General features: G+C 43.1%; 14 protein-coding genes. 8 read left to right on the top strand and 6 right to left on the bottom strand.

Going from position 1 to position 14,878, the window contains the following annotated elements:
- Positions 1 to 120: 120 nt before the first annotated feature.
- A complete protein-coding gene (gene cyoE, locus FOI68_RS06510) occupies positions 121 to 1,038 on the top strand; it encodes a heme o synthase (protein WP_143862674.1) in 918 nt (305 codons plus the stop codon).
- On the opposite strand, the gene FOI68_RS06505 is transcribed toward cyoE, so the two are convergent.
- Both FOI68_RS06505 and FOI68_RS06500 read right to left on the bottom strand, forming a co-directional pair.
- Positions 1,013 to 1,285, bottom strand: coding sequence for an SOS response-associated peptidase family protein (locus FOI68_RS06505; protein ID WP_370512109.1), 273 nt, complete (start codon positions 1,283 to 1,285; stop codon positions 1,013 to 1,015). The genes cyoE and FOI68_RS06505 overlap by 26 nt on opposite strands.
- A 139-nt stretch (positions 1,286 to 1,424) precedes the next feature.
- Positions 1,425 to 1,826 carry a hypothetical protein gene (locus FOI68_RS06500; protein ID WP_143862673.1) on the bottom strand — a complete coding sequence of 134 codons (402 nt, stop codon included), beginning with the start codon at positions 1,824 to 1,826 and terminating at the stop codon, positions 1,425 to 1,427.
- 678 nt (positions 1,827 to 2,504) lie between these two features.
- On the opposite strand from FOI68_RS06500, the gene FOI68_RS06495 reads away from it, so the two are divergent.
- From FOI68_RS06495 to FOI68_RS06475, 5 genes are all read left to right on the top strand, one after another.
- Complete coding sequence (locus tag FOI68_RS06495) at positions 2,505 to 3,233, top strand: ABC transporter permease (protein WP_143862804.1); 729 nt, start codon at positions 2,505 to 2,507, stop codon at positions 3,231 to 3,233.
- A gap of 23 nt (positions 3,234 to 3,256) precedes the next feature.
- On the top strand, positions 3,257 to 4,321 hold the full coding sequence (locus FOI68_RS06490) for a taurine ABC transporter substrate-binding protein (protein WP_143862672.1): 1,065 nt from the start codon (positions 3,257 to 3,259) through the stop codon (positions 4,319 to 4,321).
- 13 nt (positions 4,322 to 4,334) lie between these two features.
- On the top strand, positions 4,335 to 5,141 hold the full coding sequence (locus FOI68_RS06485) for an ABC transporter ATP-binding protein (RefSeq protein ID WP_255309628.1): 807 nt from the start codon (positions 4,335 to 4,337) through the stop codon (positions 5,139 to 5,141).
- Positions 5,142 to 5,155: 14 nt separating this feature from the next.
- On the top strand, positions 5,156 to 6,088 hold the full coding sequence (locus FOI68_RS06480; RefSeq protein WP_143862671.1) for a TauD/TfdA dioxygenase family protein: 933 nt from the start codon (positions 5,156 to 5,158) through the stop codon (positions 6,086 to 6,088).
- Between the two features lie 361 nt (positions 6,089 to 6,449).
- The gene (locus FOI68_RS06475; protein ID WP_044898707.1) at positions 6,450 to 6,803 is read left to right on the top strand and encodes a DMT family transporter; all 354 of its coding nucleotides are present in this window, start codon (positions 6,450 to 6,452) and stop codon (positions 6,801 to 6,803) included.
- Between the two features lie 74 nt (positions 6,804 to 6,877).
- Here the strand turns inward: FOI68_RS06475 and FOI68_RS06470 are convergent, their stop codons facing one another.
- A complete protein-coding gene (locus tag FOI68_RS06470; RefSeq protein WP_255433388.1) occupies positions 6,878 to 7,411 on the bottom strand; it encodes a magnesium chelatase subunit ChlI family protein in 534 nt (177 codons plus the stop codon).
- Between FOI68_RS06470 and FOI68_RS06465 the strand changes: the two genes are divergently transcribed.
- Positions 7,393 to 7,788 carry a helix-turn-helix domain-containing protein gene (locus FOI68_RS06465; protein WP_255433387.1) on the top strand — a complete coding sequence of 132 codons (396 nt, stop codon included), beginning with the start codon at positions 7,393 to 7,395 and terminating at the stop codon, positions 7,786 to 7,788. The genes FOI68_RS06470 and FOI68_RS06465 overlap by 19 nt on opposite strands.
- Positions 7,789 to 7,984: 196 nt before the next feature.
- Here the strand turns inward: FOI68_RS06465 and FOI68_RS06460 are convergent, their stop codons facing one another.
- From FOI68_RS06460 to FOI68_RS06450, 3 genes are all read right to left on the bottom strand, one after another.
- Positions 7,985 to 9,229 carry a hypothetical protein gene (locus tag FOI68_RS06460; protein WP_143862669.1) on the bottom strand — a complete coding sequence of 415 codons (1,245 nt, stop codon included), beginning with the start codon at positions 9,227 to 9,229 and terminating at the stop codon, positions 7,985 to 7,987.
- A 52-nt stretch (positions 9,230 to 9,281) separates the two neighbouring features.
- The gene (locus FOI68_RS06455; RefSeq protein ID WP_143862668.1) at positions 9,282 to 12,620 is read right to left on the bottom strand and encodes a hypothetical protein; all 3,339 of its coding nucleotides are present in this window, start codon (positions 12,618 to 12,620) and stop codon (positions 9,282 to 9,284) included.
- A 519-nt stretch (positions 12,621 to 13,139) separates the two neighbouring features.
- Positions 13,140 to 13,298 (bottom strand): SOS response-associated peptidase family protein, encoded by a 159-nt coding sequence (locus FOI68_RS06450; RefSeq protein ID WP_255433386.1) that lies wholly within the window; start codon positions 13,296 to 13,298, stop codon positions 13,140 to 13,142.
- Between the two features lie 224 nt (positions 13,299 to 13,522).
- On the opposite strand from FOI68_RS06450, the gene FOI68_RS06445 reads away from it, so the two are divergent.
- On the top strand, positions 13,523 to 14,764 hold the full coding sequence (locus FOI68_RS06445) for an RES family NAD+ phosphorylase (RefSeq protein ID WP_143862667.1): 1,242 nt from the start codon (positions 13,523 to 13,525) through the stop codon (positions 14,762 to 14,764).
- Positions 14,765 to 14,878: the final 114 nt, after the last annotated feature.

Here is a 14,878-nt window from a genome sequence, read left to right as displayed (position 1 = left end):
ATCATACCATACAGCATTAATATACCAATTGGTATGTAAATACCCATTAGTATATAAATTATTTTATTATCACGTTGGAAGTAATCATAGATAATCTAGTAAAAGGGGAAGAGGGTACTCATGCGAGGGGAAGGAAACCTTACAACACCGAAACAGACCATGTCAAAAATTTTGGCACAAACGATTAAAGCAGGGATTATTACATCAAACCTGATTCCGTTGTTTGCCGGATTCACATTGGCATTATATACATATCAAATCAGTATATTTGAGAAAATTCCAAAAATCATATTTGCTTTGATTGGTTCGATTTTCGTGATGGGTGCAGCGGGAGCTTTTAATAACTTATATGACCGGGATATCGATTCCATTATGGAGAGAACGAAAAACAGACCAACTGTAACAGAAGAAATAAAGCCTAAAGCAGTATTATGGCTTGGTATCTTCATGTCTATCTTCGGAATCGTAACTCTTGCATTAACAACTCCCCTAGCAGCATTCCTAGGGTTTCTAGGTTTGTTTATTTATATCGTCCCATATACGATGTGGAGTAAGAGAAAAACAATTTATAATACAGAGGTTGGAAGTATTTCTGGAGCAATGCCACCTCTCATAGGATGGGCTGCTATTTATCCAGACATAACACATCCAGCCATTCTTGGTCTTTTTGTGATTACAGTCATTTGGCAAATGCCGCATTTCTATGCTATCGCTATTTGGAAACACGATGAGTACAAGGCGGCGAAGGTTCCTATGCTTCCAGTAGTCAAAGGGGTTAAAAGAACATATCAACAAACCAATGTTTATTTACTTGTTTTAATTGCAACAAGTTTTCTTTTAGGAACGGTAAGCCTTGGACTTATGTTAGTAGCCCTTCTTTTAAGCGTTCTATGGCTTATTGTAAGTATTTTCGGTTATAAAAAAATGGATTCAGAGAAATGGGCAAAATCAATGTTTATTTATTCCCTGCTTCATATGACCATCTTATTTTCAACTATCATTCTCTATTCTCTTATGGGGATTTTTGGAATTTATTAATCATAAAACCATTACCATTGATTGATTCCGTTTTTCTGAACAAATCCATCTGCTTCCACTCATAGAAGCCGTCGGCCAGGATCATACAGCGTTTGCATTCAAACAGTCTCCGAAAGGCTGGTTTCTCCTGCAGCGTTTCGGCGCGGGCGTTGATCAACTTGTAGCCGATTTTCTCGTCCTGTGCCCACGACGGAACCAAGCCGCACCGCAATTGGCCGATTCTGCGGCGACGGCCGTCAGCGAGAATGGCCGGGATCGGTTGACCGGGGGCGATGTTGTGCCGCGGATCAAACGGGATATCCTGTAGTGAAATCAGCTCATCATTTTCCGGGGCGGTCCAGTTTGGATTCCTCTTCCATTAACTGTACGCTTCATACCAATTTTCCTTAATCTTGGGAAAAGTAGGTGAAGTTCAGTTCTTCTCGTTGAAGTGATGTGAATTCAGACATAAGAGATGTTGTAATTTTTTCCACATTTTCTTTTTCATAAAATTTGATATTCCAACTGCATTGGGCTTGTGCTAAGTGAGATAGAAAAACACCAGTTATGGAACAAAGCTCATCTTTTTCTGTATCATCAAATATACTCGTTGTTACAATATGACAGGTAATGTGGTTCTCTCTACTGTCAATTTTTTCATTTAGGTAAGGATAATCCTTTTGAGAAGCGGGTCTACGTTGGTCAATAATAATGAATCTACAAATCTTCTCATTGATTTTCATTTCCCAGGCTTCTGCATCTTTGAATCTAAAAACTCTTTCAATATCCCAAAAGTTCACAATCATCATATTCCATTCTCTTCACAAAATGTAAATTACAAGCAGAAAGGAGGATAACATACGTAACGCCAACGGTCAACCATTCAGCTCTTTCAGAAAACCCGCCACCATCTGCGTCGCAAACCTCCCACCTGGTCTTGTCCATCCGGCATTGGCTTAGCGCTGCCGCTTCTCCTCCGTCCACTCTTCTCGCGGCATACCCTCTCTTTATCACTACCGGGTTCTTTTCCCTGCTGGTCGCTGCCCGATCAAACGGACCGGGCGATCGGCGGCTTTCTGGCGAATGTCCGCGATCCAGTGTTCATCAACACTTTTTTATCATCATCTCGCCGCTTTTCGCTTTTATCGGCTCCCCTTCCATGCTTCCGGCGCTGCAATTCATCGGACTGCCACACGCATTTCGCTGCTTCTCTTTTCCTTACCTGTTCGACATGACATCCTTTCCGCTTGACATCAGCAGTAGCCCCTGCTAAGATAATACCAAGTAAATACATCGGAATATGATTGTTTGTACCGACCAGACGAACTGGAGGTCCACATCCTTGCATTTCTTGCTTGGGATTGGACCTCCTTATTTTTTCGATGGGAAGTTTCTGGATTTGCGATCATTTGTGAAAGGAGAAAGCGAGGTTGTTTGAACGCGAAAAGATCCTCCCCGTCAAGGCAGTATCCGCTGTCACTTTGGTTATGATCCTTCTGTTATGGACTGTTAGTACAAATTTCAAATGGATCGATCCTCTATTCTTACCGACTCCCCAATCGGTATGGATCGCATTGTTGGATCTTTTACAAGAAGGATATAAAGGGTCCTCCCTACTTGACCACATTGCAAACAGCCTGAATCGGTTATTTCTGGCACTGATTCTTGCTTTGGTTATGGCTGTGCCGTTAGGGATCCTGTGCGGATACTCCAAATACTTTCGTGCCATTTTTGATCCAATCGTTGAATTTTATCGGCCTCTTCCGCCATTGGCGTATTATGCCTTGCTTGTCTTATGGTTGGGGATCGATGACAAATCGAAAGTCGCACTATTATTTCTAACCGGTTTTGCCCCATTGTTCATTACAACCGTATCGAGTGTACAGAAAGTTCCGCGCGATCGAATCAATGGCGCTCTCACATTGGGAGCATCAAAGTGGAAGGTATTGGTTTACATCATCTTTCCATCTTGTCTGCCTGACATCATTACCGGGCTGCGAACAGCAATCGGCGTCACCTATGCGACATTGGTTGCCGCAGAAATGGTAGCAGCGACTTCAGGCATAGGCTGGATGGTGTTGGACGCGAGCAAATATTTGCGAAGCGATATTATTTTCGTTGGAATTATGTTGATGGGGACCATCGCCATGTTCATGGACTGGATCATCAGATGGTTTCAACTCCGTCAATTTCCATGGGTTGGAACCGAAGATTAATCTTACTTTTGGAGGAACCTGACATGTCTGTTCACCCAAACATCAAATGGTTGTTGATCTCGCTATTTGCGACAATGCTGACTCTGGCCACCGCCTGCTCGAATCAAGTGACCTCCACAGGATCACATGCTTCGCCAGAGAGATCATCATCTGCAACAGCAGACGCACCAAAAGAAATCCGGATCGGTTATCAAGTTTCACCCAATGGGGAACTGCTGGCGAAAGCATTGGGGTTATTAGAAAAGAACTACCCGAATACGAAAATAAATTGGTTGAAGTTTGATTCAGGACGAGATGTAAATACTGCGATGGCCAGCGGCAGCATTGATTTTGGCCTTGTTGGAACTCCTCCCGGCGCCATAGGAATCGCCAAAGGTTTGCCGTACCAGGTGTATTATTTGCATGATGTCATCGGGGAAAGCGAAGCATTGATCGTGAAAAAAAGTTCCGGGATTCAATCGCTACACGATCTGAAAGGGAAAAAGATCGCAACAACCTTTAGTTCGACCTCTCATTTCAGTTTACTTGGAGCCTTGAAGACGGCAGGGCTGGATCCGGAAAAAGACAAGATCACCATTCTTGATATGCAGCCGCCGGATATCTATGCTGCTTGGAAGCGAAATGACATTGACGGTGCCTATATCTGGCAGCCTACCCAAGCCAAACTTGTGAGCGATGGCGGAACGGTCATTGTCACCTCAAAAGAATTGGCCGATAAAGGGGTGGTTACCGCCGAATTCGGGATCGTTCATAAGGACTTTGCCCAAAAATATCCACATATTGTAAAAGGATATATCTCCCTCTTAGATCAAGCTGTTCATTATTATCGTGAAAAACCTGAACAATCCGCTCAATTGCTCTCAAAAGAATTGGAACTGTCTCCAGAAGAAAGCCTGCAGACAATGCGGCAAATCATTTGGCTGGATGCTTCTGAACAGAAAAAATACTTTGGCCAATCCGGCCAACCCGGACAATTAGCCAAGGTGTTAAAGGATACGGGGGACTATCTGGTTACACAGAAAGCAATCCCATCTGCTCCGGATGTAACTACCTATCAGCAGGCTTTGTTACGGGATCTTTACAAATAAGGGAGTGGCGTTTGTGTTACCCTTATCTTCTCCATCAATCAGAGAACCGATGACCCGTGTTCCATTGATCGAAGTAAAGGATCTGTGCCTCCATTACCAAAGCAGGAGTCATTCGTTACATGTTCTCGATCATATCAATCTTCACATCGACAACAATGATTTTGTTTGTGTGCTGGGACCATCCGGATGCGGAAAATCATCTCTTTTGAATGTGCTGGCCGGGTTTCAGAAGCCTACATCGGGTGAAGTGATCATTCAAGGCAAGAAACATGTAAGACCAAATGCTGACGTAGGCGTCGTCTTTCAACATCACAACCTGTTTCCATGGTTATCCATTGAAAAAAACGTAGCGTTTGGTTTACAAATGAAATCTGTTTCAAAGACGGAACGGCAGAAAATTGTTTCATACTATTTGAACATGGTCGGGTTGGAATCCTCAGCCAAATTGTGGCCGTTTCAGCTTTCGGGCGGTATGAAACAACGTGCCTCCATTGCTCGAACACTGGCTGCCGATCCAAAAGTGATCTTAATGGATGAACCTTTTGGTGCACTGGATGCCTTGACGCGTGAGAGCATGCAGAACCACCTTCTTCAGATTTGGAAGAAAACAAGAAAATGCATCTTTTTTATCACTCACGATGTAGAAGAGGCCCTGTTGTTAGGAACGCGTATTGTCGTCATGCACCCCAATCCCGGAAGAATTGTAAAAGACATCGTAAATCCGTTATCCCATCACAATCGACCCGTTGACGAACTGAAACAGGCAAGGGAATTTCACGATCTACGTGATTCTATCATTTCAACGATAAAAGGTACTTGAAAGGAGCATGTCGTATGTCTAACCTTCGTATTGACCAAACGCGCCCACTCCAATTCGAAAATCGCGAAATCCACGAAGGCCCCCGCATTTTGAGACGCCTGCCTGAAGGCGTAGAAGAAGTACCTTACTCGTTATTCGAAGTGAAGCCACTCACCCCGCTCATTGGTGCTGAAATTGTCGGAGTAGACTTGCGAGAGACGATTACGCCGGAACTCCAAGCTGAGTTACATCGAGCCCTTTTAGAGTGGAAGGTCATCTTCTTCCGCAACCAACCAATCACCAGTGAGCAGCAGTTGGCATTTGCCAGGCTGTGGGGTGAATTGGAAGTTCACCCGTTTTATAAAATCGAAAAGGGACAATCAAAAGAAATCGTACGATTCGCCAGAGACAAAAAGAAAGCCGGCTCCGAAAACGTCTGGCATGCCGACGTGACGTTTCGTATCAACCCGGCGAAAGCTGCGGTACTGAGAATGATTGAAGCGCCCCCTGTAGGCGGCGACACAATCTGGGCGGATATGGGGGCAGCATACGACAATCTGCCCGAGGACGTGAAGGAGCGAATCCAGGGTCTTACTGCGCTGCACGACTTCACGCCTGCGTTCAGTCATCTCATGACAGTGGAAGAGTTGGCTGTCAGACAGGCGGAATTCCCGGCTGTTGAGCATCCCGTGGTTCGCACCCACCCGGAAACCGGTCGGAAGACGCTCTTCGTGAATCCATCCTTTACAACCCGAATCGTCGGGCTTGACCCAGCTGAAAGCGAAAAACTGCTTCAATATCTATTCCGTCAAGCGCATGTCCCCGAGTACCAGGTGCGCTTTCGCTGGGAGCCAAACTCCATTGCCTTCTGGGATAACCGGGCGACGCAACATTACGCTGTTTCCGACTATTATCCGTACCCGCGTAAAGTTGAACGCGTGGCCATTGTCGGCGATCGTCCATATTAGGTATCCATCAATCGTGAAGAGAAATGGAACCGAATAGGTTCCATTGCAGACTGAAGACAAACCGATTGCATCGAGGAGAAGCATGTTTCCAGGCAGAGCGACTTGTGAGCCCTACCGAGCGGAGCAGCGATTTGCGGGAAAAAGGAGCGCCACCTCTGAATGGGCTGCAAAGCGATGCGGCTTTGGCGATCCCCCGCAAATCGGTGCGGAGCGTGCAGTCTATGCTTCCCCGCTGGGCGAGCACGGAGCGGATGACGGAAACGTGCTTCTCCCCCAGCAGTCACTTTGTCTACACACTGAAATGGAACCGTAACAGGTTCCATTGATTGTTTGGCCATGTAAAAAATAAGGAGGGAATCGAATGAGTTGGGTACTCCTTTTGTTAGGAATTCTTTCGGAGGTAATCGGTACGACGTCCATGAAATTGTCGGAAGGCTTTACGAAGCTACTCCCCTCCATTACCATCTTTGTTTTTTATGGACTAAGTCTTACGCTTGTAACCTTGTCACTGAAGCATATTGATGTAAGTATGGCGTATGCGATATGGTCAGGAGTAGGAACCGCTATTATCGCAGCCATCGGGATTCTATATTTCAAGGAATCTGTTTCGATCATGAAAATTTTGTCTATCGCTGCGATAATCGCTGGTGTGATTGGATTACACATATCTGACGGAATACATGAAAAAAAGGCGTCTGTCTCCCATATCCAATGAAAGAAGGAGATAAAGGAATTACAGACATAAGATGGAAACACGTCAATCCATGTGACCAGGTATAAAAATCCCCATTACCGGATCGGCTTCCGCCACATGGGCGGCCTCGATCTGCTCTGCTCCGCTCCCGCCAGGTCGGCAATGGTGCGGGCCACCTTGACGATCTGGTTGGCGCGGGCGCTCAGGCCGAGTGTTTCAAAGGCGAGCTGCAGCAGCTTCTGCCCCTCTCTGTCCAGGCCGGCATACCGGCGCAGCTCCTCTCCGTTCATCGCGCTGTTGAAGGGAGCCCCAGGGCGGTGCCGGTAACGCTCGCATTTAACGACCCTCGCTGCTTCCCCCCTGCGGCGGATCCCCTCGGACGATTCCGCTTGAGGCCGCTCCTGCAGCGTTACCGGCACCCGGGGAACTTCCAGATGCAGGTCGATCCGGTCAAGCAGCGGGCCGGACAGCTTGGCCCGGTATTTTTGGATTTGCTGCGGCGTGCAGGTGCATTCGCGCTGGTCGCGGGAGCCGTAAAAGCCGCAGGGACAAGCGTGAAGATAACAACCTAGAAATTGCGATTCACAGGGAAACTTCAACGTCACCTGCATTGCCAGAAGATGATTCACCAGGTGGACGCATAAGACGTGCTCGCTTAGCGAAAAACATGTTGCTTGTCGATCTTGCTGCTGCAACCGGTCTCAGTGTCCGATCTCTTCGTCTGGCCGAACAGAACAAGTCAACAGTAAGCCCGCCTAATCTTAGAAGATTATCTGAAGCATTGGGAGTGTCAATCGCTTACCTTGGTTGTTTTGAGAACCTTCCGGAACATACACTAGGCCAGCGGATCAAGAAGGCTCGACTGTATCATGGATATAACAAAAGAGAATTTGGAGAGATTTTTGGGTTGAGTCCGAGTATGATATTAGGATGGGAGAAAGATGAGTACCGGCCTTCCGAAAAATATATGGAGCACCTTAATACATTCTTAGCTATTTTGCATTAACATCAAGGCCCTCCTCGGTCGAGAAGGGCCTTGATGCTTTGTTCGACGCTTGACGCTGTAAAATTGCAGGGAAAGTTATAGAGTTTCTTCTCGCACATCCCTTCAGCAGTTCCCCATCACATTTCCCGCGTGGGTTGTTGGTCTGGTTCACCATTCTCCAACAGCCCAGGCAAGCTACTACCTGACGATAAATCCGTCAATCTGCCTGTTTCTGTTTGAAATAAAAACGCAGAAAATCAAAGGTACGCTCCAGCGCCTGTACAAATTCATCCCGATTTTGAAACGAGAAATGAATGGTTCTGATATCGACCGGTAATGTGTCTCTGTGTTCCACTAAAAAATCCTGTAAGGACCTTTTCTCTGTCTCCTCGACCAGATACGTAACGATACTGGCTATTTGGGGAAAATGTGTAAATTCAATCTGCATCCGATTGCCTTGGTAAATCGCCTTGCCGCCAAACAGAATATGATCATCCATGTGTATGCGTTGAAACGAGTATTCCGCCATAAATGGATCAGCCATCTCTACATAAAGGGGGTTGGCATCAAAGATCTCGATCCTGTTCTTTTTCAGCCACGGATCACCTGTTTGCTGAAACACCCGCACGATTTCCTCAAGGTGCTGGCGCAGCTCATGTTCATTCGCATACTCGAACCTTTTTAATCCCCTCATAGCTATATAGAACATGTTTGCCCCGGTGTTGCGAGGGGTAAAGAGTCTGGGCTCGATTGTATTCTTATGCGTCATATCGATGATCAATCCGTAATCAAAGCCGTTTTCACGTTTGACAAAGTACAGCCAGTCACTCATTTCTGGTCGTTCCTCGTAGACATACCCCATGTGACGTAACGGTTCATCGAGCATTTCGACAATAACTTTGTCTGCCAAGAATCTCTTTGTGGCTGGTTTGATGAAGGTTGCCCCTATTTCGTCAAGCTGGCGTTTGGACATGGTGGACACGTACTCATACGAAATCCAGGAAATCTTTTCGAATCCCAACGCCTGCTTGAAATGCTCAACGCTGTGCAACAGATCTTCCGCCTGAGGAGTTCTGGCGCCAAGAACGCGCTCCAGGCGTCCCAGCGCTACTTCATCAATGGCCAGTTTCTTTAAAAGGGGAACATTCGCATCGTCAATGTTACTGTGATCGCATGTTTCATAGTTGAACTCCAGCGTTCCCTTTCGCTCGCCATTTTCATACAGCTCATAGTGCCATCCGTAATCCTCTGCATGGACGAAGGAAAACGAATGGGTGTTCAGCTCAGCCGATAATTGTCGCGCCTGTTCCGATCCGTTTTCCGCTCCATCTTCCGTGACAACCGCATACCATGTTTCGTTGGCGGGAAACAGGCAAGACGGTGCTTTCCATTTACGGACTGCGCTGTTTATCTTCCTTTTGTTTACTTCCTTGACAAGAATGGCAAACGTGAATTCGCTCAAAAAAATTCCCCTCCTAAACATTCCCGGCAAGAGGGGGCTTGCCAGGTTTCGTTTATGGCGCCGTACGTAAAATTGTAATCGCATTTTGCAGGAGTCCCCCTGCCGCAGCAAATGATGCCGGATCATCTGCTACTCCTGTTCCAGCTGTAAAAATGTCCTCCGCAATCGTTCCGATGATAATAATGGTCGCTCCTCCAATCATGGCTATGGCAGCCACTTTTCCTGTTCGCGTATCCTTCGCGATTGTTTCTACTTCTACTTTTTTGCCGTTGATAGTAGTTGTATATTTCTTTCGGTTCATCTTTACCACATATTTGTCTATGTGAGTACGGTCAGATCGAAACTGCGCGTAATATACCATGCCTGGTTGATTATCGAATTGATATAGGACAACTGCAGTTTTATATTTTGGTATGTCTACCACATGATAAATGACGTCCCACGTGGCTATTGTACCAGGAGCTACATTCTTGTTTGGATAAGTTATTTTATAGGCAGAGATATATTTTTTTAACTGAGCCTGAGCAAGTGCGTAATTTTTTGGGTTCACGTAAAGACTCCAGGTTATCGGTTTTAACTCAAATATTTCTACATAGTTCATATTACCGTAATAACCAGTATCATAAACCATGTCAGGCCTTAATTTTGTATTTGCAATTTGAGTATTGGTAATGCCATGTGGGCGAATACGTGGGTCACTCTCAAATTTCTTAAAAACTTGCTGATGAACCTCAGTTCCAAAAACAGCAAGCCAGTTGCTGACACCACTACTTCTCGCTGATGGAGTATTATCTTCTCCATAAGTCGTCATATATTCGATATCATTTTCAATGAGCCAGTTCCAATCCAATACGTTTCCTGTTGATATTATTCTTGTAACCAACGTTTCGGTTAGTGTATAGAATGAGACGGCAGCATTGTCAATTTTAAACACATAATCAAGCACTTGATCTTTTCCCAAACTGCTTAAGGAATCGGAGTTAGCGTACCCAATTATATCTTCATGATATTGCTTCAACTTGTCTTTATAATTTTCAATCTGCAGGAGGATGGCCTTTATTGTTTCAATGTCATCAGACTGATAATCGTAAAGAATAGGGATATCGAAGAGTACTCCCTCTACTAACGAACCATTCACAGATGAAGTAGGATCGTCTATTGCTTCGTAAAAGTTACCATCGCTGTTGTAGTATTTGAGTTCTAATAATTCCGCACCATCATTTATTCCATCTCCGTCGGTATCCCATTGGGTTGGATCAGTAGTAATTGTTCTAATATAGTGCCCCTGGTAACCAATTCGAATCCCTGTTATCTCGATATCATCACTTATTCCATCGCCATCCATATCATCATTATTAAATTCTGTAAAAAGTTCGTAGAATGTGTAGAATGTCACAGGAGCATTCTTGGGGGTTACTGTTATCCTACCCTTTGACGGGACAAATGGTTCTTCTAAAGTATCTTTCACTTCTTTAATGATATTACCTTCGTCGTCAATTAAAGTGTAATCATATTTATTTGTAGTAGATGCGTTGTTTTTAATTTGTGCGTCTTTCCCACTATGGTTATAAAGTGATAGCGTATCACCATTATTTATTGTCTTCTTAAATAATGATGGATTAAGCGATTTTTCAGATACAAAGAATTCCTGATTATAAATAAAAGTGACTGGTTCATCACTCACGGTAGTGACTACCATTTTTGCACCTGAGGGAATATAATATTCTGTCACTGAATTGTAATCTAATTTATATCCTGTGCCATCACTGAGGTAGATGGCATAGTCAAACGTCTTAGAAGGAGTAACCCCATCGTTTTTGATTTGTTTGGATGTGGTTGTTATATTTGTAAAAACATAACTTTCTCCTTTACTTACAGTGACTCTACGTAATGCTGGTTCTGTGGTGGTATCCCCATATAAAAGTTTATAATAGCCATAATACGTTATTGGTTGATCAGAAACTGTCGTTACTACAATTCTACCACCCGCTGGAATCGAGGGCCTTGCATTTGCATTTGATGCTTGCTTTATAATAACCCCATCTCGATCATATAATGTATAATCAAACCTTTTCGTAGCGTCTGCGTTATTTTCAAGATAAATAACTGTGTCTCCTATGTTTGTAAAAGAATAGCTTTCATTTTTATTTAAGGTTATTTTTAGCAATGCAGGATCTTCGCTTACATCACATTTAAATACCATTGGATGATAAACAAAAGTAACTGGGTTACCATCTTCTACCGTTACAACAATTTTTCCCCCTGTAGGTATAGACGGATCGGATGTGTTATCTATGCCTTCATTTTTAGCTGTGCCATCACTATTGTATAAAGCATAATCAAACATTTTATTTTCTGACGAAGAAGCATCATTTATAAGTACTTTAGACGTAGTACTCGTATTTATAAAACTGTAACTTTGTCCGCTAACAATCTCTTGCCTTATTAATGCTTCCTCGTCCGAATCGTTTACATTAAAGAGTTCATAACCTCCTCCAAACGTAATCGTTTGGTCAGACCTGTTGGTAACGACAATTTTCCCACCAGGGGGTACTACTGGCTTCGCAAATGAATCCGCAGCGTAATCAACCAAATCACCATTCTCATCATATACTGAAAAATCATATTTTTTAGTCGATGATGCATCGTTTTCTAAGATACCTTCAATGTCACTCTCATTTATAAAGATAAAACTTTGACCATAGCTTGAAGAAGCTTTTACGAGGGCTGGGTTTGTACTTGGTTCAACAGATGTTTTAACAGGATAATATGTGAAAGTAACTGGCAATTCTGAAGTAACTGTAATAAGTGCTCGTTCACCTAAGGTTATATATGGTTCATTATCAGTATTCAGCCCTTGTCGTTTTATTTTTCCATCTTTATCATAAGTTATGTAATCAAAGTATTTACCGTCCTTTTTAGAAGCATCATTATTAATATAGGCTGCGCTTCCGGTAGGCGATTCTATAAACCAATAGCTCTCCCCTTTATATAAGGTGATTGTTTCTTTCGTAGCCCTTAGACTAACATTCTTCTCTATATCATTAGGGACATCATTATCATTGTTTTCTCCCTCGATAACATCTTCTTCATCTACCCGATCTTGGTTTTGTTTTTCTTCTTGAACTTGACTTTCTTCATCTTGGCTTTGATTTTCATTCAAATCATCTACATTTGAATCATTGATACTAGTAACATCTCCATTACCCTGTTCTTGAGTAGTATCTTGGCCCTCGTCAGAATCATTGATATTATAAAAATAATCAACCGAATCATAATTATGCGTATCTTCATGAATTGAAGCGGCACTTGCTTTACTAACATAAGGGCTTAGAAGCTGTAAGATTAGTGAAAACATAAGGACCATAATCCCAAAGCGTTTCGCAATCATAAAAAGTACTCTCCTTGTTTGTTTTTTTACAAATCATTACTACTTGTTCCAAAAAGAACCCTTTTGGTACACAATCCAAAATTTACTATAAATATGCTATAGATGAAAATAGTACTTTAGTACTAAATGTAAGTATTCTACATTTCTCTTTACACGAGGTTAAGACCAACTTTACATATACTTCAATTATTATGGGCGCATCTTGGCTGATTACGTTTGCTGTAAAACATGTTGAGTTATTCAATAATAGAGTTTCTCCGGGCTTTTTGCTCTACCTCTGATTACAGCTCAGTAACTATTCACTGTGGATTTTATTTTCATTCTCTCCTCCAATATCTACGTCACCGTTTCTGTTTTAATCGCTTAGTCATACGCCGGACTTTCCGCGTTCATACGTTGGATTTTCGCCTTGTGTTCCGGCAGTATCATCCGCATTGAGCCAAATAAGTTATCTATCTTCCGCCCATCTTGATGTCTCTTTTCGTCCTTTTCCCGAGATGGAAGCAGTCCTCAACGCAATTAGCCAATTCTGCGGCGTCCGCCGTCGGCAAGAATGGCCGGGATCTGCTGGCCGGGGGCGATGTTGTACCTCGGCTTCAGATCAAACGGGATCTCCTGCAGGTGAAATCGACTCATCAGTTTTTCCGGGTCTGTGACAAGCGTAAACCGTCCACACATGGGCAGCTCCCTCCTTTCACCATGATGCCTCAACAAGCAAAAAAATAATCCCCCACCGTATTGGGGGAATTGAAGGAGGTACGTCATGTTCTTAGCCTAAATACAAACTATATGAGAACGTGCAAAAAATATAAGTCGTCGATATGAACATGGTATAATATTCATGTACAATTCTTTGCAAATCATACAGCGCTAATCAATATTAGAGTTGTGAGGATATTACTATGTGGGATCAAAATAAAATGGAATTATCTATGGATATCGCCGGCTGTAAGAACTGCCTTATAGAATTGTTTGAATTTACATATAATCTTCTGCCATCAATACACCTTAATTCAGTACGATTCATTTGGCAGGTTTTCAAAGAAGAAGGAATTGATCCTGGAGAGTGGAGAGAAAGAATTCATGGACTTTGTTGTCCTAACTGTAAGAGTTCACTCTCTTTAGGGGATATAATTTTTGATGATGAAGATTATGTCAAGGAAGAAATAATCGACATAATAGCAGAACATTTAAGCAAGGATATTATAGCATGTAGCGATTGTGATGATGGGCCAATAGCGTATGAATATCACCATGGTAATCCGGACAATTTACGTGAAGGTCACGAATTGTGTGCAGAATATCAGGTTCCAGACGATATCAGCGATGAAGTGGCTGAAAGACTGCAATGTCATTGCGGTAACTATATAGGAACATATGGAGCATTTGTTACACAGGATGATGTTAAACTCTGGTATTCAGATTTTTTGGATATTGCACTACGTACCTTCGACATTAGACGAGATGAAGCAAGTATATTTGCTGAATTTCTGTTGAAATATCCCATGCTGGGAATTCATCATCCTATTGGCCAGAAAATATTTGATCAAATATATCACCGAAATATTCCAGGTATTTGTACAATGTTACAAGGTACTATTTTCTACCGAGCTCGTGCCAGAGACAATAGCATACGTAACGTTCCATATAGACCTGATGAGTTGTGGGCACCACCAGTAGGAATTCCCAGCCACGGCCGTTTTAATCCTATCGGTGTACCGGTTTTATATCTAACAAGTTCACAGGAAGTTACCTTGGAAGAAATCAAACTTGGTAATCGGGAACACGATGTTGCAGAAATTGCTGAGTTTGTTCTAGTAAAAAACATTGAGGTCTGGGATGTACGAGATCTCGATATCAAAGATCTTGTAACAATGCCCTCTCTAAATGAAGGTGCTATTACGAGAGAATACATTTTTCCTAATTTCCTCGCACAATGTTGCGCAGTAGCAGGAATTAATGGCCTCCAATATGAAAGTGTTAAGGATAATACAGCTTGGAATTTGGCACTATTTCATTATTCCGAAGGGCATAGTATAATTATCAACCGAGTACTGGAAAACAAAAGGAAGGACAACCGCGTCATGGAAAGCAAAAGGAAGGATGACTGTAATAATAAACAATCATCTTTTCTCCCCTTTTAAATAAAATTTAGCGGTAAAAAAGCCCTCCCACAGTTGTTTGATATTATCCCCTTTAAGTAGACAGTAAAAAGAAAGACCATTACTGTTTATTTGGAGGGGATATTCTTTATGGGG

The sequence above is a fragment of the Brevibacillus sp. LEMMJ03 genome (genome assembly GCF_007197875.1).
GTDB lineage: Bacteria > Bacillota > Bacilli > Brevibacillales > Brevibacillaceae > Brevibacillus > Brevibacillus thermoruber.
This window is presented reverse-complemented; position numbering and strand designations above follow the sequence as displayed.